Here is a 23,475-nt window from a genome sequence, read left to right as displayed (position 1 = left end):
GAATCACGTTCGGTCACTCTCCTTTTGCTGATTGTTCTCATCAGACTACACTTTACCACGAAATCTACTTCAAACAAAAGTCTACCGGGTCTAATCCCCAGTGTGAAAGTTGTTCGTTTATTTTGGAATAAGGCTTACTCCCAAAGAATCCACGATGGGAACTAAGAGGACTTGGGTGGACGGATTCAATGATGGCATGTCTGGACGTATCAATTAACTTCCGCTTCAATTGCGCAGGTCTTCCCCATAACACGAAAACAACAGGCTTTTCCCTCTCCGAAAGTTTGCGGATGACTTCATCCGTAAAGAGTTCCCAACCTTGTCCTTTATGAGAATGTGCCGCACCTGCGCGCACAGTTAGGACTGTATTCAATAAGAAAACGCCTTGGCTCGCCCACTTCGACAACGTCCCGTCTTTAGGAATCTCGCAACCAATGTCATCTTGGAGTTCTTTTAACATATTTCGAAGACTTGGCGGATGCTTGATTCCTGGTTTGACTGAAAAACTCATACCATGCGCTTGTCCTGCACCATGATAAGGATCCTGCCCGACAATCACCACTTTCACATCGTCAAATGAAGTTTCTTTGAATGCGCTCCAAAGATCATCCATTGGCGGATAGACGGTTTCGTGTGCATATTGGTCTTTTAAAAATTCGCGTAGTTTCAAGTAGTACGGTTTGTCGAATTCAGTTTCAAGAACTTGTTGCCAGTCGTTATCAAATATTTTTTTATCCAGGATACTCACTCCTCAAATTCAACGGTTACATCATACCCCACCAATGAAAACATTTCAGAAACCGATCGGGCGGCATTTTCTTCGGCCAGTTGCAGTACCCCTTGTTCCGTCGTTTCTTTCATCATCAATTTTTCCGCTTCAGCTGCCAGTTTGTAAGCTTCATTAATATCGGCTTTCTCTCGGAACAAACCTTCAGATGAAAACACTTTGATTTGATCGAATAATATTTCAGGTCCACCTAAAAATTCTGCTTTTGGCAAAGTTAGTGTTGCTGTTTTAGCTTCTTCATCCAGCACAATATCTTCCGCTTCGACTTTAGAGAAATCAATACCTGCCTTCACTGACCCAGGAAAAACGACCAATAAATGCCGTTTCGTCCCTAGTAGGTCGCGCCCGATATCTTGTCCGAGAATCTTATTGTCCTGTCTCTCAATCATAACTTTCGTGTAAGCCTCTGCTGTTGCGAGTTCATTTATCGATTGAATTCGCTCCAAAAAAGCCCCTTTATTTTCTGTGAATGTACTGCCTTTAATCGCCCATAAAGTGATAAATGGAGCAGAAACACCGAGGACGATTAATGCTGTAATGAACCACAGCATTTTTCGTTTCCACAAGGATTTGAAAAGTGAGCCGGATTGCCCAAATCCTGATGAACGTGGCTGAACACTTTCTAGCGTAACCGCTATTTCGTCTTGCGCTTTTAATTCTTCTAGCAACTTTTCAATCTCTTTTATTCGCTGATTTTTTGACATTATTCTCCTCTTTTCTACTATATTAGTCAAAGATTTTATTACGTTTACAATAGTGGAAATTTCCAAATTGTACAACCTTCTGTCGAGTGATAGGATATTTTTAGAGGTGATGTGAATGGCGGATTATCAGTGGCGAGAAAAAATACGAAAAGTCGACCGTTCGACAAAAGAAGAAAGCCAAGTACCCGAACGTGCTAAAACTCTCGGATTTGGATGCTTTACTATAGGGATGTTACTCGTTGTTTTGTTATTCGCTTTTATCAGTTTTGGACTACTTTCACAAAGTTACTGGGTGGCCGGAGGATTTTCGCTCATTTTCACGCTAGGGTTAGCCTATATTTCTATTCAGCTCATGCGGGCGGATAAGCTTCCGTAATTGAATTATTGTGATTTTTTGATACGATAGACACAGATACTTATTGAAATGAGGAATCCATTTATGTCTTTGAAAAAAACATTAACAATCGCTGGATCAGATACTTCAGGCGGTGCAGGCATACAAGCAGATTTGAAAACATTCCAAGAGCACGGTACATACGGCATGAATGCCCTGACTGTTATCGTGACAATGGATCCTGACAAAGGCTGGAGCCACGGAATTTATCCGATTCCAGTTGAAACATTACAAGCACAATTGAAAACAGCTCTTTCTACTGGTGTCGATGCCATTAAAACAGGGATGCTGCCAACTGTCGAGATTATCAAAACAGCTGCAGAAGCAATCGATCGCTCTGGTTTAGAAAACGTTGTTATTGATCCGGTTCTTGTGTGTAAAGGTGAAGACGAAGCCCTTTTCCCAGAGAATGTGGAAGCAATGGTCGCATCATTATTGCCTCGTGCACTAGTGGTCACGCCGAACTTATTCGAAGCAGGACAACTTTCAGGCCTAGGAAATTTAACAACGATTGACGATATGAAACGTGCGGCTGAAAAGATTCATGAAGCCGGCGCAAAAAATGTAGTCATCAAGGGCGGCAAGCAATTGCAACATGAAAAAGCCGTAGATTTATTCTTTGATGGTTCAACATTTACTTTGCTTGAATCAGAAAAAACAGACACATCATACAATCACGGAGCTGGCTGTACATTCGCAGCTGCAGTAACTGCAAACTTAGCGAACGGACTTCCTGTAAATGAAGCTGTGTTGGAAGCGAAGAAATTCGTCTCATCAGCAATCGCAAACGGCTGGAAGCTCAACGAATACGTTGGTCCAGTTATGCACGGAGCGAAAAACCGCTTCGGCGCACCAGAAGTTACAACTTCAGAAGTTTAATATTGATGAAAGTAGCCACTCGTCCTTTATGGGCGGGTGGTTTTTTTGGGGGTTTCGGGTTGTGCGGCGGTTTCGTTAGAGTTTTTGCGATGTTCGTTGGACTTTTTGAGATTTAGTTGGACAATGTGGCAGTTTCGTTGGGCAAATGGACAATTTCATTGGAATCCGACTGTTAAAGTAGTGGAGACCCAGTATGATCCCCCACAGAAAAGGCTGAGCGTGCAGCGAACAGCCTCATTTAAGGTCTTTGAAACTTTAACAAAAGGGTTACTGATTAGCTGAGGGGGACGATTAGTTGGAACTTTTGCGATGTTCGTTGGACTTTTTGAAATTTCGTTGGACACTTTGGCAGTTTAGTTGGACAAATGGGCAATTTCGTTGGAATCCGCATGCTAAAGAAAAGCGAAACCAAAAATGAGCAACTTCGTTGGACAAATCGAACATTTCGTTGGAATTGGCCAATTATAGCTTCGCTCAAAACACATGTGCACTCACTAAAAAACGCCACCCAGGAGCTGTTCTCAGCTCCTTCGGGTGGCGTTCGCTTCATCTTCTTGCTTCTTTTTGCAAAAGGATCATTTTTTCTTTAAGTTGTCGTTGGTTCCATTCGACGGTTTCTTCTGAAAGAAAAGCCATACGTTTGCGTTTTGGTAATGTTACTTGACCGTTCGTTGCGCGAGTATAGCCTTCAATCATGGCAGCAATGGCCAATATAACAAGAGCAAAACTGATAGCTGGTCCTAGTGGCAGCCAAGGCGCGCCTTGAAGATAACGGAAAGAGTTTCCGAATAGTCCTGCCCACTCGTATGAAATGGATCTAGGAGGATCGCCGAACATTCCATCGTAGTCAACATCTGTTCCCCCTAAAAACAATCGGAGCATTCCTAAATGGGCAAAGACAATCAGGGATTCAACTACTTGTTGTCCGTATAACACCAACATTTTTTCGCGCATTTGCGGGAATAAATGACGGATGATTAAACGCCTACGACTGGCGCCTAATGTACGTGCCGCCAAAATATATTCCTGGTGGTACAACAGGTTGGCTTCATTTCCAACTAAAGATGCAACAATTGGAACCGTCATGAAAGCCATGATGACAACTTGAATGACTAATCTCTCTGTAAGAGTTGTCGAGAACCCTTCCGGTGGCATCCACAGGACGGGTGTTAGCAAGATGACGGCGAATATGGTCATGGGTACATAATGAATTGGATCGATTAATCCATTAATCCAAGAGCGCTGACGTTGCAAATATGTTCCAAGTGCAAAGCCTAAGGGAATGGCAATCAACATACGCAACGCTGCCACTGCCATAGCTGCAAGTATGGTGTATTTGGCACCAATCATGATTTTCCCAAACATATCGTAGCCGAATTGATCTGTTCCGAGCGGATGTATCCATTTTGGTGAAATCGGTGGACCTTCTACGGCGCGACCATTTTCTTCGATGAAGAATGTTTGTTTTGGAATGTTGCCATAAATCCATTCGTAAACAAAGCTACCAACTAAAAAGAATGCAATGATACCGAAACCAATAAGAAATAAAGGCTGTCGCCATATGGACTTCATCCTACGACACCTCCCCTTCTCATTCGATGAATAAAGTACCACTCGCCGAGACTATACAAAAGGAATATTGGCAGGAAGAAACTCATGATGGTCACTAAAAACAAAGTACCGCTTAAGTTTTCGAACATGTACAGCATAACCCCTGGAATATTAAACATTAGTTCAAGAATAAAGAGATTGGATAGCATAAACCACATCGTTTTTTTCGATTGGAAAAACACACTGACGATGGCATTACGGAAAATGTGCATAAACAAGATGAATGCTTTACCAAAGCCCAATGATTTCGCCAGTTCCACATACATGTTCCGCTCTTCGGCTTCGAAGGTCAGCATACTCAAACGGTAAAGTTGAATCATCGGTAAAATCATGAGACACAACACCGGAAGCCAGTAAATTCGATCGTCTCCAAGAACCGCAATCTTGGACACCAAGACCCCTGTCTGTTGGTAGATAATGACGACAAACAATTGGGCAAGTAAGATAATCAGGATGTCAGGCAAAGATTCCAAAAAATAAAAGAAAATTTTAACGCGAGCACGAGCTTTTTCACGTAGTAGCATTGTGATAAATGTGCCGATTAATGCAAATACCACCGCAGCAAGCAATGCCAAAAATAATAACTGTAACGAATACGTGATATTTTCCAAGAGCTGTGGAAATACAGGTACTTGCCGCATTTCCCCTCGTCCTACATAATAATCCACACTTAACTCACGTAGATTCATAAGTGAGGTTGCATGTAACTTTATTGTTTCTATGTATTCATTCCACAAGAATTTCCCTTGTTGAAAGCCTGTGATTAGTACGGGTGCTCCACTTAAAAGCAAAACACTCACGAACGCAGCTAGGGACTGGATACTCCACAGCAGAATTCCTTTCATGTGACCATCCTCCTGTTGTCTCAAAAATCAGATAGTTTGATAATACCATATATTCTTTTCGTGAAACGAAGAAATTTCACACAAGTGAACTCATTAATCAAGCAATTTTCATTTCCACAAGGCAAGCTAATCGCAATAATTAGCAGAATTCACTATACTTATGGTTATAAGTTTTGCGGTAAATAGGAGGAAGTCTAATGGAAGTTGTACATGTCGGGAAGTTACAGGAATTATTAAATTCCTTTGCTGATAAAGATGTTTATCTACATTTGGAAACGACGAATGGTGCTTATGCATCTCATTTTGATGAGACTGTGTTTAATGCTGGTGCATTCATTCGTAATATTGTCGTGAAATACGAACTAGGAAAAGTTGCGGGCGACAGTCCTCATCGTGTAGGTTTGAAGTTGCCACATGGCTGGGTGTATGCGCAAGGCATTACGCATTATGAATTGGATGAATACGGTCGTTTATTGATGGCCGGACATGATCAATCAGGAAAATTGGCAGTAGCGCTACAAATTAGCGAAACGCCATTTACGTATTAAGAAGGAGGAAATCACATGACTTTAGCACAAGAAAGACACGTACTCGTTGTATTTCCTCATCCGGATGATGAAGCATTTGGCGTTTCCGGCACTATCTCCATGTATATCAAACAAGGAATTCCGGTTACCTATGCATGTTTGACGCTTGGGGAGATGGGACGTAATCTAGGAAATCCTCCATTTGCAACGCGCGAGTCTTTACCACATATACGCAAACAGGAATTGCTTGCTTCTGCACAAGCGATGGGTTTAACTGACCTTCGAATGATGGGTTTACGTGATAAAACAGTTGAATTTGAAGACGATGAAGAAATGGTCCAAATGATGACGAAGTTGATTGAAGAAACAAATCCTTCCCTTATCATTACGTTTTATCCGAATTACGCTGTGCATCCAGATCATGAAGCGACTGCTCGAGCGGTTGTTCGTGCTGTTCGTCGCATGGATGAAACCTTACGTCCGAAATTGTATGCAGTTGCATTTGCGAATAACACCAAAGATGCCTTAGGTGAACCTGATGTCATCCATGATATTCAAGAAGTGCGCGATCAAAAGATGGGTGCAATGCGTGCTCACATTTCCCAAACAGCGTGGATGCTTTCGGAAATGGACAAACGGTTGGCGGCAGGAGAACCAGAAGCGGAAAACTGGTTTACTTATGAGCGTTTCTATAATTATCGTTGGCACGAGGATTTTGAAGTGTCATATTAATAACTGCCTGTCATTCGACTATCAACGAATGACAGGTTTTTAACTATATTTAGTCAACTACTTATTGTATTAGTTAAACTTTATGTTAATAAATACGATATGAACGATTGTCATTACAATGATTGCAATGAACCAAACATAGAAAAATACATCGAAATTATTTTCTGACAAAAATATAGAAAATGTTAGCGTCCAGATACCATACATCATCAAAAAAAGACCATTAACTATTGCAAATAGCTTTCTCTCTTCTTCCTTAATTGAGCCTTCAACATATCCTGCTAGGAGTCTGAAACGTTGTTTACTCCATACTTGGTATGAAAGCCATAAAATTAATAAAGCACTTACTATAAGCACAGCTTTTGCTATTATCAAAAAAAACCACCTCATAAATCTTAAGTTATATCCAATAATGGTACCATAAACAAGCTATCTCAAATTCCGCAACATCGCGGATTCGAGACAGCTTATTTTTTATCTATTAGGGTTTGATTGTACTCTCGTAATCTCCTAAGAAATAATTAAGCAATAACCTGCTCATTAAAAGAGTCGCGTAATTGGTATTTCAAAATCTTACCTGATGCATTTCTTGGTAAAACATCTGCATAGAAAAATGTCTTTGGCACTTTGTAGCCTGCTAGTCGTTCTTTGCAATAGCTTAGTAAATCGGCTTCATCGATTGGTTCTCCCGTTTTAGAAACGATAATTGCCGCAACCATTTCTCCCCACTTCTCGTCTGGCACACCTATAGTTGCCGCTTCCAATACTTGCGGATGGCTATTGAGAACTTGTTCCACTTCGACTGAGTAAACATTTTCCCCACCTGAAATAATCATGTCTTTTTTTCGGTCAACTATCGTGATATAGCCATCTTCATCAATAGTTGCCAAGTCACCTGTTAATAACCAACCATCTGAAAAAGTCTTTTGTGTCTCTTCTGGTTTTCGATAGTACTCTTTCATCACGGTCTCACCTTTAATGACAAACTCTCCAGTTTCACCAGGCTTCACATCTTCCATGTTGTCATTGACCACACGAATGTTGGTAAAGAACATCGCAGTTCCACCAGCACCTAGTTTCGTTTTATGATCCTCTGGTGATAGGAATACGCCACCTGGGCCAGCTTCAGTTAAGCCGCATAAATTGTAGAATTGATCTGTGCCGAACAATTTCATTGATTGCTCCACCAACGCAGGAGCCATCGGTGCTGCCCCATAGCCACATCGTCGAATGGTTGACAAATTATACGTATCTCCATTCGGCACTTGTAGCATGGCATTGTACATAGCCGGTACACCAAAGAAGATAGTGATGCCATGTTCTTCTATGGCTTTCAATGTTGTCACAGGATGGAAGTCCCGATGAATGACACTGGATGCCCCCAACATAATAGCGCTCGTGAAGAATAAGTTTAATTGCGCTGAATGGAACAATGGCGCAACATGAAGCATTTTATCTTCGGCATGAAGTTTTTTTAGCATGATGAACGCCATATTGACATTGAGTATTCGTTGATGGTCAAATAGCGCCCCTTTCGGCTTTCCGGTCGTGCCTGAGGTATATAATATTTCTGCATCATCTGTATTTAATACAAGTACATTCGGTTCACATACATCTTCACTCGTCACTTGGTTCCACGATAAGTGACCATCTTTAGGAGACGAATGATGGACGATGATATGTTTTACATATTCAAGACCCTCCGCTGCCATAGCCACAGTTTCTTCAAGCTCTCCATCACAAAATATCGCAACACAATCCGATTGTTCAAGAATATAATTCGTTTCCGAAGCTGTCAGACGAAAGTTGATTGGAACAACTGTTAATCCTGCTTTCCAGCTCGCATAAAGGGCAATCGTGAAATAGTCCGAGTTCTTCATGAAAAGTCCAATTTTATTTCCCTTTTCCAAACCTAATGCCAGTAAGCCGTTCGAAAGTCGATTAACTTCATCATTGAACTCTCTATACGAGTAAGTTCGATCTTCACATGTCACACAATGTTTGTTCGGATGCCTGTTTGCATTGAGTACTAACGAAGTGGCAAGATTCATCTAATATCCCCCTATTAAAAAATAACTTATTAATTATTCTGATTAATAAGTTTTCTTATAATAGCATTGTACAAAAAAGAATATGGAAGCGCTATCAAAATTTTCAAATATTTACTTTGACCTGATTCGTGTTACCGATTGTTATTACGATCCTCAGGGATCACCCTTCTGCGAACTAACATGTAACCTTTCAAACAACAAAAAAAGCTAATGATTCTTACAGAATCATTAGCTCGTCATCATTTATTTTTTCGCCAGCTTAGCAAGCATGTCCGCTGTCATTGAATCAAGGTCGTATTGAGCTTTGAAGCCCCACTCGTCTTTCGCAGCCGATGCATCAATGCTATCTGGCCAGCTGTTAGCAATTGCTTGACGGACTGGGTCCACTTCATACGACAACTCAAAACCAGGAATGTGCTTGCGAATGGATGCCGCAATTTCTTCCGGTTCAAAACTCATCGCCGTAACATTAAATGCATTGCGATGCTCGAGTTTAGACGCATCCGCTTCCATTAAATCTATGATTGCTTGCAGGGCATCCGGCATATACATCATATCCATATATGTGCCTTGCTCGATATACGATGTATATTTCCCATCTGCCAGCGCTTTGTAATAAATATCAACAGCATAGTCAGTCGTTCCACCACCCGGAGGCGTAACGTATGAAATCAAGCCAGGGAAACGAACTCCGCGTGTATCTACACCAAACTTATGGAAATAGTAATCACATAGCAATTCACCTGACACTTTGTTCACACCATACATGGTGGTTGGACGTTGCAATGTATCTTGTGGCGTATTTTTTTTCGGTGTCGATGGACCAAATGCGCCGATTGAACTTGGGGTAAAGAATTGAAGTCCTAGTTCGCGAGACGTTTCAAGTGCATTCACCAAACCGCCCATATTTAAATTCCATGCAAGCAATGGTTTTGCTTCAGCTGTAGCCGATAGCAAGGCAGCCATATGCATCATTGTGTCTGCGCCAAAGTCTTTCGCAAGTGTGTGCATGCGTTCTGCATCCATTACATCCAGCAATTCAAAAGGACCGTTTGTGACAACCGGCGAATCCGTTTTACGAATATCAGTTGCTAAGACATTATCTGCTCCATATATTTCACGTAGTTTGGTGATCAGTTCTGATCCAATTTGACCTAAAGCACCTGTAATCATAATTTTTTTCAATTGAATTTCCTCCTCGTCAAATAAACAATTGTTCTTCTCAGGAATACACATTATATTAATAAAACGTTGATATGAATGATTTTAATCAGTATTCATTATAGTGTGTTCATTTGGAAAGTACAATACACATCACCTCAAAGTTTCTTGTATCGATTTGCCCAATTTATCTTTAAGTCCATATAGTTCCCGCGTAACATTTGGTATAGTTATAGAAAAAAAGGAAGTTTGCATATGAATTTCAAGTCTCTTGCCATCACCTATAGTTTCGTGTTTATCGTGACACTAGTACTAGCTTTTCTAGAGTTTCCCTTTTGGCTTATCATGGTAATCGTATTTGTCGCCGTTCTCCTACCGCTTATCCTGATGCAGATTCACACAGCCTATTGGACAAATGATTTAACAAAGGTTGAAAAGTTTTTACAAGCCAACCGTAAAAAGCCGTTACAGGCATTTACTCTTTCATTGGCTCATGGCAATCGGATAGAAGTCGAAGATAATCTTCGAGCCATATTAACGAAATACAAACAGCCACTCATCCAGCAAGTCTATTCAACTATTCTTGACATTTTTCAGCATGACTATGATGCCGCTCGTGCAAGTGCCGAAAAAATTTCGAAAGCCCCTTTGCGTTCCTATTATTTGGCCTATGTGGCAACTAAAAATGGAGACATTGAAGAAGCGAAACGTTATATGGATTCTTTCGACAAGCCTTGGATGACCCACGCCATGAATTCTTTCATTGCACAAGTGGAAGGAAATTCGAAGCTGGCTGAAGAAGAACATCAAAAAGCGATCGACACGTCACGCGGCATTCAAAAATACTCCGTCGTCCACTCTCATAAGCATTTATAAACCAGATGAAGCCACGCGGAATTGCAACCGCGTGTTTTTTTGCGAGATAAATTAGGAGATAATTGGTTTGTTGCAACAAAATGTGAAAAGTTGCAACCAAATCGGGAAAGTTGCAACGAAAACCCCAAAAGTTGCAACCAAATCGTGAAAGTTGCAATGAATCATCATTCATTCAAGAATTCACCCTTTTTACAGAGTAAAATTCCTCTCTAAACAGAAAAACCTCGACGCGTCTTGCTACGTCGAGGTCCATCCATCATTCAAACTCTTAACATCTCACTGTTTTTTTCTTTTTTGGTTCGCCACGTGCAATGACTTTTTCGATGTAATCGAAAGCTAGAGGGACTTTACAAGCTGTCCCTCCCATATCCACATGGACTTTGCCGATTTCCATTGCCACTCTTTGAGCATCTTCCCGCAACTCCGGCACATATCCACCAACGGAGATAACAAATGAGTTCATATCGTAACGTACCCGGTTCGGGGCTTGGTGAATGCCAACTCTGATCTCTTCTAGCAAACGGGAGATTTCTTTTAAATCCAATTCACCGGCTCCTGCATAGGTCAAGTAGTTCGTATAAGTGCTCCACCCCGCACAGGCAATCATTTCATTGTCCGATTGTATCCACTCTCTAGCTAGTTCTAAAGCAAACGGGCTTTCAGCCGCTACCCAGGCGACCGAGTACCCAGACAGCATATACCAATAGGCCGCTTTGACCCATGACTGTAATTGTTCTTTGGTCATTAATTTTGGATCGACGGCCAAGCCTGCCAAGTACATAGCATCCGAATTCCCCGAGTCGTATAACCTCAATGCTAAATCCTGATCTTTTTTCACATGCTTCAGGATTTTTTTCATGTCTCCTACCCTAACTCCATAAAAGTCACCGGTCGCTCCATGATTGATAAATGTCTTTCTTGTTTGCTCCGTGCCAACTTTCTTTAGATAATTCATTACTTCTTCATACGTCACAAACCCATCCCCCATCACAAAATTAATTTATGCTACTGGTAATTTATCTATTACGATACAAAAAAACACTCGAACGCTTATACACATTCGAGTGTTCATCTGTCTTACTTAATTACACCAAGCTCTTTTCCAACTTTTTCATAGATGGCAAGTGCATCGTCCAACATTTCTTTCGTATGGACTGCAGTTGGCATGTTACGAACACGGCCTGTCCCTTTTTGAACGGTTGGGAAGACGATCGCTTTCGCATAAACGCCTTCTTCAAACAGACGTTTTGAGAACTGCTGTGTCAGTTTTTCATCGCCAATGATACAAGGCGTAATCGGCGTATCAGAAGCGCCGATATCGAATCCTAATTTCTTAAGTCCCGCTTTCAAATAATCACCATTATCCCAAAGCTTGTCGTGAAGCTCTGTAGAATCAATGATCATTTGCAAGGCAGCTGTGATTGCAGCAACGTCCCCTGGTGGCACAGCTGTTGAGAATAGGAATGGACGTGAACGGACTTTTAACCAATCAATCAACGATTGTTTACCCGCTACATATCCACCGACTACACCTACAGCTTTAGACAAAGTACCCATTTGGAAGTCGATGTCTTTTTCCAATCCGAAATGCTTAACCGTTCCTTTTCCTTTACCAGTTACACCTGATCCATGTGCATCATCCACGTATGTGATTAAATCAAATTCCTTCGCGATTTCAACGATTTCAGGCAGTTTTGCAATATCGCCATCCATTGAAAATACGCCGTCCGTGATGACCATGACTTTATTATAAAGACCTGATTCTTGTGCTTCTTTTGCCTTTGCACGTAAATCGTCCATGTCTGAATGTTTAAATGCAATGATTTTCGCTTTAGACAATCGGCAACCATCGATAATCGATGCATGGTTCAATTGGTCTGAAAGAATGGCATCGTTTTTGTCCATAACAGCTGAAATAGCTGCCATGTTACAGTTGAAGCCGGATTGATAAGAAATTGCCGCTTCCGTTCCTTTGAACTCAGCTAGCTTTTCTTCGAGCTTCACGTGAAGGTCAAGTGTTCCGTTGATTGAACGAACCGCACCTGCACCCACGCCGTATTTATCGATTGTTTCTTTTGCTATGCGTTTCAATTCTTCGTTTGTTGCCAATCCCAGATAGTTATTTGATGATAAATTAATGAGTTCTTTGCCTCGAACTTGAATTTTTGCTCCATTCGGACCTTCTACTGGATCGACTTCATTGTATAACCCTTGGTCGCGTAATTCTTGTAAGTTTTCTTCTAAAAAAGCATCTAATACGTTAGACAAAAAGCATCTTCCTCTCAAGCGAATTTATTTATATGCCACACCACTATCATTGGCAAATCGCTGGTGTATTATAATCTTTTCCATTTTAACATACGCGCATTAGAAAAGCGCAACGTGCTGACACCACGAAATTAAAATGGCTTGAAACTGTTTATCGTTCCGACTGGAGATGAGTCTGAGATTTTATCGATCATATTCGGCTATATTTCAAAGTCTCAGCCTCAAGTTAACTTGTCTTTACACAAAAAATGGACAGCTGCAGTCGCAGATGTCCTTAACTAATTAGCTTTTTTCTCGGTTTTCCTCATATTGGTCGAGCTATTCGCGTTTCCCAAAAATTTTATGGACTCTTTAAATTTACATATCTTCGAGTCAATTTCATAAATATCTTTTGTTGAATGGTACACGATTATTTAAAATATACTCCTTTGACTTTGTTATGATTTCCGATAATTTGATTGAAGTGAAGGTCGGCGACTCCAGCGGGAAAAGCGTGTCCAAATGTGACCCCGCAGAGAGCGCAGCGAACGAGGAGGCACATGGACCGCCCGCGGAAAGCGTCCGACCGTAACGAAAATCAACAACTCTGTATTAAGAATTTTCGTGTTTACATCCGGTTTTATGAATTATGAATTTGACTCTTTCTTATAAATTTAAAAAAACGAGCTCATTATGAGCCCGCCTCCTTGTTATTTCATTTTCTTTTTACCTTGGTTAGTTTTTAGTCCCACTTCATACGTATAGTCTACCGGTAATGTTTGACCTGGTTTCGCTGCGTATGTTGTAATCATTTTCACATTGCCTTGAGTAAGGAAATTTCGGACTTGTAGTGCCTCTGTTTCCGTCACGTCGAATGGATCGATGTGCATAACTTTTTGTTGTCCATTATTACGTGTTTGGATCAGACTGACAGTAAAGTCTACATACTCACCTTTAATTTCAGCAAGAGATTTGAATACATCGGTTGATGTGCCATCTGCTGAGAAATTACCCAGGTTGATATTTTTAATGAACCAACCACTGTCATTGTAACCCCAATCTGTTAGGTTTCTGAACGATACTAACACATCTTTGCCTGCATAAGCCGACAAATCGAATGACTCCGTTGCCCACTCTGTAGCATGCCCTGTAAATCCAGGTACGTTCTCTTTGATTGTTGGATGTCCTTCTTCCACAATATCTTCACGAGTGTTTTCATTGGATAATGATGTCCACGTTTGACCATTGTCTGTTGAAACTTGAACGACCGCATAATCCCAGCTCTCTTCGATGTCATAGAAATGGTCGAATGTTAAAGTAGGATTTTCCTTTGGAACTTGTGCGTTGAAAATGAGTGCTTGATCTGCTTCGTCCCCATTGTTTGCATGTAAAACTTGCTCATCTGCATTCAATGGATTGGCAACAGTTGCCCATTGCAATGGAAGGAAATCAACTCCATCAAACTTCAACGAACGAACATCTTGACCGAAATCTAAGTCTTTGAAGTCCCCGCCCCATGCCGGAACTCCTTCTTTTTCAAACGTTAACGCTTTTTCAAAATCGACCGTTTTCCCGCGAAGGTCGCCAGCTGCGTTTACTGGCAAGTCTCTTAAATTAATACTATCAAAATTGTAATCGCTCGATACTTTGTCATTATCTAGTGCCAGAGCCGTCATGAAGTTTTGGTAGACTTCTGTAAATGTTTTGTCCGTTCCAGATGACTTTAAGTGCTCGTTTATAGAGGTAATCCCTTGAGAAGTACCATCTACAGCCAATTCACGAATGAAATCTTTACCGAATTTGTCGTACATATAAAGTGTGAACAAGTATGTTTGACCGTAATCCGCAATCGTTTCAGGACCTGTTTCAGCTACACCATGCTCATCCCAGTTGACCAAAGAGTTTTCTGGGTGATCCAAATAGAAGTTTATGGAGCCTTCGCCATGTCCATATCCACCAAGATATTCAGAGAATGTCGACATTCCTTCATTCAACCAGGTCTCTTCAGACCCATCATTATCCGCTTGGATTAAATGTTGAAGTTCATGGATGGTTGTTCCAAAGAAAGTCGACTCGAGTCGTGTTTCCCATGAATTCGTATCGATGGTTACAATATTACGGTCTGTGTAATTTTCAAGTGTTTGCCAGAAGAATCCTGCTACAAAGAATGGATAACTCGGATTATTCCATCCTTCATCTTGGACGTTATCCACGAGCATAATGATTTTGTCTGACCCTTCATAATAACCTTTAGGCAATCCGACCATTTCAGGCAATGGAGAATTAGAGCCATCAAGTGCGTCCGGTGTACCGAAGAAATCAGTTGCTACTGGATAAATGTTGGCATCGAACTCATCACGCAATTTATCAGCTTGTTCTTGAGTGACAACATCAGCAGGTTTCGGGTTATTCGGGCCATACGCTAAATCATTCGCTACCCAAATCTCCACGTTGTCGCCTACACTACGCAACGTAAAATCTTTAAACTTCAAATTGCGATTCAAGAATTTCTTCGTACCACCGTCAAACGTAAAAGGACTTGCTTCGGTTGCATCTTCCCCTCCGCTAGTTGCTTCATCCGCTTGCGCTTTAATGATACGTTCGGCTTCTTTTTGGAAACTTTCGCTTTTTGATAAGTTATTTAACGTTTGATCAATATCAACCCGATCACCGTATTTTGCTGTATTGAAGTTTGCATATGGGCTGGCTGCTTCCACTGGAGTTGCAGCTGCAGGCATCATTAGTGAAGCTGCAAGTGCACCTGTTGATAATACGGAAAACAATTTCTTTTTGTTCAATTTACATTCCCCTCTCGACTATTAAAAATTTTCAGTTAATAGTTTGAGGGTTTATTGTAACACTCGTAAAATATCTGAAGAATGAGTTTATTTAATCATTTATAGATGGAAGAATTATCTATCTTTCGGAATAGGTCATCTTCAATTTCTGCCCATTTATAGTTATTTACACACGTATCTAAAGTCTCTCTAATTGTTTCATCATCCGTGCAATATACCTGTAAAAACTCCGTTGCATGTAAGATTTCTTCCTTATATTTTGCAACGATTCCATCTACTAATTTCTGATCTTCTTCATTCAAATCACGGAATTTTCTAACGTCGTAAATTTCGTCACCCGAACGGTCAGGCTCGTATTCATGCGGTGCGGTACTATCAAACAGGATCGTTTGTAGCTCTGGTAACCAAACATAATCAATGCTGTTGCAGTCGAGTCCACACCAGCCCCATTGGGTATCAAGACCTACGCTCTCTGCTTTTTCAGCAAAGGCTTTCATTAACGTCGACTTGCCGCTACCTGGGTACCCCTTGATGAATATGCGTCTTTTGACCCCTTTAGTTAGAGATGCGAAATAATCTTTTGCCCCTTCAGGCGTCAGTGTCCCCATTAAACGATGTGTCCTTTGAGGGGTCTTATTGAATTTAAGCGTGGTAAAGGTTTCATCAAACAACGCTTTAGCCTGCGCATCAAAGCCTTCCCAGTCCATCCCTTTAACATATGGAACTTCCCAGTCATCATGAATTATTTTTGCGTTTGTTAATGTTTCCAATGCTTTGGCCAGCCACTGTTCACTATGCAATGTTTTTTCTCTTAAGAAGCCACCGTGTTCACGCAGTTTGCTTTCATCATAAGCCTCGTAGAACGAAATCACATGATGGGTACTGCCATAATATTTAGGCTCAAAAGAGATTGGATGGGAAGCTTGAATAAATAAAATCCGATTGCCTCTTACAAAAGTAGCTTCAATCGAATCGGCATGCAATGGATCGTAAAACCACTCAATATCGTAACCTCGTTTTACATAATGGTAGCCAACTTGCCTAAATAATTCCGACAGCTTAAATGTCGGGGGAGATTTAATAAAGTATACTTTCCTAGCTTCATTGATTAAATCGGTATAAATATTTTTTTCACCTTGTCCTGTAAAAGCTCGTCCAAACTGATGTGTGATTGTTCCGTTCATCGACTCATCCCTTTCATTGTGTTGACTGCATCTACTATATGAAATGGGATGGCAAAACATGAAAAAGGCAGCCACCGAAGTGACCGCCTGAAGACATTATTTAGAAGTTAGTTTTACAATCCATTTTTGTGATAGTGGCAATGTAAAGTGCACGATGTACCCGAGTGTTAGTGCAATGATTACAGTACCCACACCTACAGGTCCTCCAAGTAGCCATCCTAGAATCGCAACAACAATCTCAAGTAACGTTCGAACACGTTTGACGGTCCACCCTGACTTTTCAATCAAGATCAGCATGAGTGAATCGCGAGGACCCGCTCCGATATTTGATGCTATATACATGCCAACGCCAAACCCCATCACCGCAACACCTGCAATGAATAAGGCAACTTCAGCAATTGGATTGGCCACAATTGGCAGAGCCCAGAGAAACATATCAATAAATAGTCCAATCAAAACCATGTTTAGCCATGTTCCAATTGGTGGCCAGCGTTTGGAATAGAAAGAAGTAGCAAGTACGAGTAATAAACCGGTGGTAATAGACCAAAGGCCAATCGATAGACCAAAGTGAATGAAAAGTCCTACATGTAAAACATCCCATGGGCCGATTCCAAGTAATTCCCCTCTGATCGTCATCGCAATACCAAGTGCGAGTAAAATTAACCCGACTATAAAAAAACTCCATCGTATGTAAAGAGTGTTTGTCATCTAAAAATGGCCTTCTTTCCGCAAAAAATCCATTCATGTGTAATGCATGAATGGATTTGAATCAATATTGATTAGTATATCAGCATTCTATATTTCGTATAGCGGAAAATTATTCTGCTTTGGTCAATGAAACAAATACCCCTTTTGTACAGGACACCAAATCGTTTGGATTCAAGTGAATCTGCGTGCCGATTTTACCTGCACTGACAATCATCTTATCCAGTTCTCTCGCACTTTCATCGATGAATGTAGGAAATAATTTTTTCATCCCTAACGGAGAACAACCTCCGCGTATATACCCTGATAACCCAAGCAAATCTTTTACCGGAAGCATTTCCACTTTCTTTTCGCCAGCAGCTTTCGCAGCCGCCTTTAAATTCAGTTCGAGGGCTACAGGAACCAAGAACACAAATACTTTCCCTGGCCCAGCAGTAGCAACCAGCGTCTTAAACACTTTTTCAACTGGTTGCTCAATTTTTTGCGCAACGGATACGCCGTCAATTTGTCCATCGTTTACTTCATACTCAAATAAGTCATAGCTTATTTTTTGTTGATCCAGCAAACGGACTGCATTCGTTTTAGTTGGTTTGGAAGACTTGGCCATAGACATTCCCTCGATTCGTTAAAACATCATTATTCTTGATTCAACAACTTTTTCAGTGCTTCAGCCATTGCTGTGTTTTGAGGTTCATCCTGTTGTTTCAGGAATTTCTGTACGTCTTTTTTATTCGCTTTAGCTCCACCTGAAGATTCACGGCGTTTCTCGAAAGCTGATAATTTTTCCCGATGACCACATTTGCAGACAAACAGTTTTCCGTCCCCTTCTCCACGTATTTCCATGCGTTTATGACACACAGGGCAGCGGGCATTGGTTTGCATAGCCACTTGTTTTTTATAGCCACATTCACGGTCTTGGCACACCAGCATTTTGCCACGTTTTCCGTTAACTTCAAGCAAACTCTTTCCACATGTCGGACACGTTTTGCCAGTGACATTATCATGTTTGAACTTTTGATCACTTTGTTTGATTTGTGTCACGACAGTTTTCGAAAAGCTCACCATGTCCTTCATGAATTGTTCTTTTTTCATCGTGCCCTTGGCGATTTTCGTCAACCGTTGTTCCCACTCACCCGTTAAGGACGGGGATTTCAAATCCTCTGGAACCAATTCAAGCAACTGTCTTCCTTTTGAAGTCGTATAAATATCTTTGCCTTTCTTTTCGATGACAAAGCTATTGAATAACTTTTCAATAATATCCGCTCGTGTCGCCACAGTTCCTAGTCCACCTGTTTCGACTGCCGTTTGAATAATGTCTTTTGATTCCCCTGCCATGAAGGCTGATGGATTTTCCATTGCCGCAAGCAACGTCCCTTCATTAAAACGCGCTGGGGGTTTTGTTTCGCCTTGTGTCATAGCAATCGCACGTATTTCGATGGACTCGCCTTTTTGTACAGGAGGCAATGTGCTTTCCGTATCGCTTTCTTTATCTTCTTGGTAGACACGTTTCCACCCTTCGTCACGAACAGTTTTTCCTTTTGCCGTGAATGTTTCTCCAAGCACTTCCAATGTAATGACCGTTTGATCATATGCGTATGGAGGCATGAACACGGCTAAAAATCTTTTGACAATCAAGTCGTATAATTTTCGTTCTTTGTCCGATAAGTTTTGCAAAACTGGTGATTCCTCAGTCGGGATAATGGCATGATGATCGCTGACTCTCGCATCATCAATTACCCCTTTTTGAGGCTGGATGGTCGATGAACGCAATATACTGTTCGTCGCCGCTCGGTACGGCTGCAGGTCGACAGCTTTAATTCGTTCTTTTAATGTGGACTTCATATCGCTCGACAAATGCTTCGAATCCGTACGAGGATACGTCACGATTTTATGGCGTTCATAAAGACCTTGCAACGTAGACAGCGTTTCTTTCGCTGACCAGCCAAATAGACGATGTCCTTCTTTTTGCAGCTCAGTCAAATCAAACAACGGAGGTGCAGGTTGCTTTTTCGGTGTCGTTTGAATGGACTTGATCGTTCCTTCCGTGCTTTTGTCTAATTTCTTCGAAATCTGTTCGACCTGTTCTTTATTGAAATTGCTCGTCTGACTGTTCGAACCAAATGACCACGTATAGGTCGCTTCTTTCGTTAATGCCTGTAAACCGTAATACGTTTTAGATTTAAAGTCGCGAATTTGTTTTTCGCGTGCCGCAATCATCGCAAGAGTTGGTGTTTGCACACGACCTGTAGACAATTGTGCATTGTATTTCACAGTCAGTGCACGTGTTGCATTGATGCCCACTACCCAGTCCGCTTCTGCTCTGGCAACTGCCGCTTCATACAAATGTTCATATGCTCTTCCGTCTTTCAGTTCACGGAACCCTTTTTGAATGGCTTGATCCGTTACCGAAGAAATCCATAATCGTTTGACCGGCTTACGGCATTTCGCTTTCTCCAAAATCCAACGGGCCACAAGCTCTCCTTCACGACCTGCATCAGTCGCGATAATAACCTCTTTAACATCCGTTCGGTTCAGTTGTGCTTTGACAGCATTAAATTGCTTCATTGTTTGTTTGATTGGTACCAGCTTGAATGGCTGAGGCAAAATCGGCAAATCCTCCAGTTTCCATTCTTTATAGCTGTTATCGTACTGTTCTGGATCCGCATGCGTAACCAAATGGCCGAGTGCCCATGTGACAATGTATTGCGTCCCTTCTAAAAAGCCGCTCCCTTTTTTATGACAACCGAGGACGCGAGCGATATCGCGTGCTACGGATGGTTTTTCTGCAAGTACTACTGATTTTGACAAAATGTCCGCCCCTTTCTTACATTCATCCATTATAACGGAAAAAGATGCTGGCTGTTTAGTGCTAGCTGGCGGCTTATTCCCTTTCGATTTGATTTATTGCTCTTTGCGTTTTGTTTATTCCCTCACATTTTGATTTATTCCTTTTCACGATCGGTTTATTCCCGTCCGCAAAGTTCTTATTCCCTTTCTCCCATTTATTCCTAACAAAAAAACCACTTCGCATGGTTTTCGCGAAGTGGTCCAATTGTCTTTTAAGGTTGGTCGATTGTATCTTTTGATAAATGTTTACTCATTTCTACATATTGAACAAATACACGCGCGAGTTCACGCAAGCGGTCATGTACATCTTCATCGATAATGATATTACTTTCACCGAAATGGCTGCCGGTTGTGTACACATAATTCGGTGTCACTAGGCAACGGAAGTAATCCAGAATTGGCTTCAATTGGTTTTCAATGACCAAGTGATGCTGGAACGTTCCGCCATTTGCGACGATTGAAACCGGTTTATATCGCATCGTTCTTGGGTGCAGCATATCAAATGCATTTTTCAGGACACCCGGAATCGACCCTTGGAAAATCGGTGTGGCTAACACATATCCATCCGCTTCTTCAAACTCCCGAACTAGGCGACGCATATCATCGTTGTACTCACCGAGTGGTCGACCGTCAACAAATTGATGGTTAAAATCGGCCAGCTTAAGAATTTCAAGATTTAGCTCACCATTTAATTGTTCAATATATATTTTCACTTGCTCCAGAACCGCTCCAGTTTTGGAGCCAATAATGGTGCCGTCTATAAGTAAAATTTTCATGACCATTCTCCTTCAAAGGCTTTTCTCTTATGAGTTCCAAAAGGAATTTGAACTTCTATAACCTCATTGTATCAAAAAGAAAATCCTTGCCCTAAGCACCATGTGCTGAAAGTACACAAGTTCATTCTTTTGGTGGAGACTGTTTCGCACGATCTGCTTTCAGTCGTTCCTGGACCTTCATGATTTCTTTTGTCGGAGGCAGAAACGGCTTGAAATTCTTACTTGCCGATGAAACTTCAAGTCTCTTTTCGTTCAATGTGGTTCTTCCTCACTGGCACGTAAGTATGGTGTACGAACTTCTGCTACTTTATTTAATTTGTGCAATTGTTTCAGAATCATAAATGGCTACTGTTCTTGAGGGCTTTTGCAAGGCGACTTTCATCATAGCAAACGCCACTTGCTTCGCTTCAATTGAACGGTATTTTCTCAACGGCCCAACGAACGCCGGTTTTAACACATTCATCGCCATTTCTCCGAATCGTTCCCCTAAACGGAATTCTTCTCGGTTTCCGGTTAACAATGAAGGTCTGAAAATGGAGACGTGTGGAAGGGACAGCATCGAGACTTTATCTTCCATCGTTCCCTTTACTCGGTTGTAATAGACATTGGAATCAGGATTTGCTCCCATTGCCGAAATGACGAGCATATGTTTGACTCCTTGTGTTTGCGCAGATTTCCCCATTTGGATTGGGGCGATTAAATCGACTTGCTCGAAAGCTTCTTTAGATCCTGCTTTTTTCATTGTCGACCCAAGACAGCAAAAGAAATCATCCACTCCGACAAAATCATCTTTGGTCACTTGATTCAAATTTTTGACCTTCGTGACTAACTTCGGATGGCTATAGGCAATTGCTTTTCGGACGATGATGGTGACTTTTTCGTAATTCTCATTTTCACAAAGAAACTTAACGAGTTGTGAACCTGTAAGTCCAGTTGCCCCTGCAATCATCGCTGTTCTTTTTTCCAACTTCATCACTCCCATCTTTTAATCTAGTATTTTGAGTTTACCATACGCTGGTGCAAATTCTGAACAATTACTCATACAGCGGTTGTCGTTCCCATACGTTAAATAGAAGATGAAAGGTGGGAATGAAATGAGCAACCAAATTCAACAAAAAACCATTTTATTTACGATTGGACGGGCTGGCTATCCTGTCACGAGGTGTATCCACATTGCAAAGTTACTAGCTTCTCATCGAATTTTATTTGCGGCCCATGAAAAACAAACAGCAGTTCTTCGCACCCTCGACCAACAGGGATTTGCCCCTCTCTCATATGCAAGGAATGCTGATTTAAAGAAATTATTAATCGAACATGAGCCTGATATGGTCATTACCGATGGCTATGATACTGATATTGATGAAGGAAAAATGTACGCTTCGCTTGTTCCGCTCACCCTTCATTTTGACGATTTTGGAGAAGGTGGAAAAGCTGCAACCCATGTTATTCACTCCTTGTACCGAGAAGACCGTGAGCACGTTCTTTCCCATTATGTTGTAGGACCAGCAGGTTTTGTGGTGCCTGACGAATTGGAACCATATGCGAACTCGGGTCTTAAACATGCACCAGCACTTCCACTTCCCCATGTCGTAGTAACTTTTGCTGATGAAGATGCAGATAATCTTTCTTATCGTACGTTGCGTCATTTGCTGCATTTACAAATCCCATTGGCGATCACAGTCGCACTACATTCCAGCTATCGTCACAGTCGGGATGATTTGAAGTTAATGGCGTTAGGACGCAAGCAAACCCGCATTGTCGAATGTGACGATCCAGTTCAACTAATTAGTGAATCTGATTTGGTCATTTGTGATGCTAGCTTCACTCCTTACCACGTCGCAGTCATTGGCAAACCATGTATTGTGATAGCTGAAGATGAAAAAGAAGCGCAGCATGCTTTCCCGAAAGAGCAAAATGGGTTCATTTATTTGGGACTTGGCCGTAAATTGAAACAATCACATTTGCAAAACGCCGTGATGGAAACCATTCTCCATCCTAACCGGAGTGTACGGGCCATCAAAAAGCAACTGTCCTTGAGGCTCCATTTAAACAATGCGAACATGCAACAATTTATAGAAAAAATCATCCAGGAAGAAGTACGCGAAATCACCAGATAACTCATTCATGTGATACAATAGGTGAAAAAAGAGGAGTTTCTCTTACATGACTGCACAAGAAATTCAAGCACAAATTGCCGAACTGAAAATGGATTATGTACGTTTGCAAGGCGACATGGAGAAGCTGGAGTCCACTGGGCATCCTGGCATGATCGAAAAAGCCGAGCAACGTTTAGCAAATATGGAAGTACAACTCGCAGAACTAAACAAAAAGCTCGCGGCGCTGTAAGCCTG

At 41.4% G+C, this 23,475-nt stretch carries 24 protein-coding genes; 7 read left to right on the top strand and 17 right to left on the bottom strand.

What is annotated here, in order from left to right:
* Positions 1-64: 64 nt before the first annotated feature.
* Positions 65-739, bottom strand: a complete 675-nt coding sequence (locus tag ACQKEV_RS03095) for a uracil-DNA glycosylase (protein ID WP_427444807.1) — start codon at positions 737-739, stop codon at positions 65-67.
* A gap of 5 nt (positions 740-744) precedes the next feature.
* Positions 745-1,491 carry a DUF4230 domain-containing protein gene (locus ACQKEV_RS03090; RefSeq protein WP_427443257.1) on the bottom strand — a complete coding sequence of 249 codons (747 nt, stop codon included), beginning with the start codon at positions 1,489-1,491 and terminating at the stop codon, positions 745-747.
* 115 nt (positions 1,492-1,606) lie between these two features.
* Between ACQKEV_RS03090 and ACQKEV_RS03085 the strand changes: the two genes are divergently transcribed.
* Positions 1,607-1,867: a hypothetical protein gene (locus ACQKEV_RS03085; RefSeq protein ID WP_427443255.1), complete on the top strand. Its 261-nt coding sequence runs from the start codon at positions 1,607-1,609 to the stop codon at positions 1,865-1,867.
* Between the two features lie 63 nt (positions 1,868-1,930).
* Complete coding sequence (gene pdxK, locus ACQKEV_RS03080; RefSeq protein ID WP_427443253.1) at positions 1,931-2,764, top strand: pyridoxine/pyridoxal/pyridoxamine kinase; 834 nt, start codon at positions 1,931-1,933, stop codon at positions 2,762-2,764.
* Between the two features lie 546 nt (positions 2,765-3,310).
* Here the strand turns inward: pdxK and ACQKEV_RS03075 are convergent.
* Positions 3,311-4,336, bottom strand: coding sequence for an ABC transporter permease (locus ACQKEV_RS03075; RefSeq protein WP_427443251.1), 1,026 nt, complete (start codon positions 4,334-4,336; stop codon positions 3,311-3,313).
* Positions 4,333-5,220, bottom strand: coding sequence for an ABC transporter permease subunit (locus ACQKEV_RS03070; RefSeq protein WP_427443249.1), 888 nt, complete (start codon positions 5,218-5,220; stop codon positions 4,333-4,335). The genes ACQKEV_RS03075 and ACQKEV_RS03070 overlap by 4 nt, the downstream gene beginning before the upstream one ends.
* 197 nt (positions 5,221-5,417) lie before the next feature.
* On the opposite strand from ACQKEV_RS03070, the gene ACQKEV_RS03065 reads away from it, so the two are divergent.
* Complete coding sequence (locus tag ACQKEV_RS03065) at positions 5,418-5,768, top strand: YojF family protein (protein WP_427443247.1); 351 nt, start codon at positions 5,418-5,420, stop codon at positions 5,766-5,768.
* Between the two features lie 15 nt (positions 5,769-5,783).
* Positions 5,784-6,479: a bacillithiol biosynthesis deacetylase BshB2 gene (bshB2, locus tag ACQKEV_RS03060; RefSeq protein ID WP_427443245.1), complete on the top strand. Its 696-nt coding sequence runs from the start codon at positions 5,784-5,786 to the stop codon at positions 6,477-6,479.
* 69 nt (positions 6,480-6,548) lie between these two features.
* Here bshB2 and ACQKEV_RS03055 read toward each other — a convergent pair whose 3' ends face one another.
* The 3 genes from ACQKEV_RS03055 to ACQKEV_RS03045 all read right to left on the bottom strand — a co-directional run bounded on the left by ACQKEV_RS03055 (position 6,549) and on the right by ACQKEV_RS03045 (position 9,715).
* Positions 6,549-6,854, bottom strand: a complete 306-nt coding sequence (locus ACQKEV_RS03055) for a hypothetical protein (protein WP_427443243.1) — start codon at positions 6,852-6,854, stop codon at positions 6,549-6,551.
* Positions 6,855-7,000: 146 nt separating this feature from the next.
* On the bottom strand, positions 7,001-8,530 hold the full coding sequence (locus tag ACQKEV_RS03050) for a class I adenylate-forming enzyme family protein (protein ID WP_427443241.1): 1,530 nt from the start codon (positions 8,528-8,530) through the stop codon (positions 7,001-7,003).
* Positions 8,531-8,773: 243 nt separating this feature from the next.
* On the bottom strand, positions 8,774-9,715 hold the full coding sequence (locus ACQKEV_RS03045; RefSeq protein ID WP_427443239.1) for an L-threonine 3-dehydrogenase: 942 nt from the start codon (positions 9,713-9,715) through the stop codon (positions 8,774-8,776).
* Positions 9,716-9,946: 231 nt separating this feature from the next.
* Between ACQKEV_RS03045 and ACQKEV_RS03040 the strand changes: the two genes are divergently transcribed.
* Positions 9,947-10,567 (top strand): hypothetical protein, encoded by a 621-nt coding sequence (locus ACQKEV_RS03040; protein WP_427443237.1) that lies wholly within the window; start codon positions 9,947-9,949, stop codon positions 10,565-10,567.
* Positions 10,568-10,835: 268 nt separating this feature from the next.
* Here the strand turns inward: ACQKEV_RS03040 and ACQKEV_RS03035 are convergent, their stop codons facing one another.
* The 10 genes from ACQKEV_RS03035 to ACQKEV_RS02990 form a co-directional block, all read right to left on the bottom strand.
* The gene (locus ACQKEV_RS03035) at positions 10,836-11,540 is read right to left on the bottom strand and encodes a DNA alkylation repair protein (RefSeq protein WP_427443235.1); all 705 of its coding nucleotides are present in this window, start codon (positions 11,538-11,540) and stop codon (positions 10,836-10,838) included.
* 104 nt (positions 11,541-11,644) lie between these two features.
* A complete protein-coding gene (locus ACQKEV_RS03030; RefSeq protein WP_427443233.1) occupies positions 11,645-12,835 on the bottom strand; it encodes a glycine C-acetyltransferase in 1,191 nt (396 codons plus the stop codon).
* Positions 12,836-13,524: 689 nt separating this feature from the next.
* Positions 13,525-15,612: a peptidase M6 gene (locus tag ACQKEV_RS03025; RefSeq protein WP_427443229.1), complete on the bottom strand. Its 2,088-nt coding sequence runs from the start codon at positions 15,610-15,612 to the stop codon at positions 13,525-13,527.
* A 95-nt stretch (positions 15,613-15,707) separates the two neighbouring features.
* Positions 15,708-16,796 carry a hypothetical protein gene (locus ACQKEV_RS03020; RefSeq protein WP_427443228.1) on the bottom strand — a complete coding sequence of 363 codons (1,089 nt, stop codon included), beginning with the start codon at positions 16,794-16,796 and terminating at the stop codon, positions 15,708-15,710.
* Positions 16,797-16,892: 96 nt separating this feature from the next.
* A complete protein-coding gene (locus ACQKEV_RS03015) occupies positions 16,893-17,504 on the bottom strand; it encodes a YczE/YyaS/YitT family protein (RefSeq protein WP_427443226.1) in 612 nt (203 codons plus the stop codon).
* A 109-nt stretch (positions 17,505-17,613) separates the two neighbouring features.
* Positions 17,614-18,108, bottom strand: a complete 495-nt coding sequence (gene ybaK / locus ACQKEV_RS03010) for a Cys-tRNA(Pro) deacylase (RefSeq protein ID WP_427444805.1) — start codon at positions 18,106-18,108, stop codon at positions 17,614-17,616.
* Between the two features lie 29 nt (positions 18,109-18,137).
* Positions 18,138-20,339, bottom strand: coding sequence for a DNA topoisomerase III (locus tag ACQKEV_RS03005; protein WP_427443224.1), 2,202 nt, complete (start codon positions 20,337-20,339; stop codon positions 18,138-18,140).
* A gap of 221 nt (positions 20,340-20,560) precedes the next feature.
* Positions 20,561-21,124, bottom strand: a complete 564-nt coding sequence (locus ACQKEV_RS03000; RefSeq protein ID WP_427443222.1) for an NADPH-dependent FMN reductase — start codon at positions 21,122-21,124, stop codon at positions 20,561-20,563.
* Positions 21,125-21,245: 121 nt separating this feature from the next.
* Positions 21,246-21,380, bottom strand: a complete 135-nt coding sequence (locus tag ACQKEV_RS02995) for a hypothetical protein (RefSeq protein ID WP_427443220.1) — start codon at positions 21,378-21,380, stop codon at positions 21,246-21,248.
* A gap of 51 nt (positions 21,381-21,431) precedes the next feature.
* Positions 21,432-22,097, bottom strand: coding sequence for an NAD(P)H-binding protein (locus tag ACQKEV_RS02990; RefSeq protein ID WP_427443219.1), 666 nt, complete (start codon positions 22,095-22,097; stop codon positions 21,432-21,434).
* Between the two features lie 121 nt (positions 22,098-22,218).
* Here ACQKEV_RS02990 and ACQKEV_RS02985 point away from each other — a divergent pair, with 121 nt between their 5' ends.
* Together ACQKEV_RS02985 and ACQKEV_RS02980 are read left to right on the top strand one after the other, a co-directional pair.
* Positions 22,219-23,241 carry a hypothetical protein gene (locus tag ACQKEV_RS02985; protein WP_427443217.1) on the top strand — a complete coding sequence of 341 codons (1,023 nt, stop codon included), beginning with the start codon at positions 22,219-22,221 and terminating at the stop codon, positions 23,239-23,241.
* Between the two features lie 46 nt (positions 23,242-23,287).
* Complete coding sequence (locus ACQKEV_RS02980) at positions 23,288-23,470, top strand: SE1832 family protein (protein WP_269927145.1); 183 nt, start codon at positions 23,288-23,290, stop codon at positions 23,468-23,470.
* Positions 23,471-23,475 lie beyond the last annotated feature (5 nt).

Origin of the sequence: Paenisporosarcina sp. NPDC076907 (assembly GCF_050269735.1) — a bacterium.
Classification (GTDB): Bacteria; Bacillota; Bacilli; order Bacillales_A; family Planococcaceae; genus Paenisporosarcina.
This window is presented reverse-complemented; position numbering and strand designations above follow the sequence as displayed.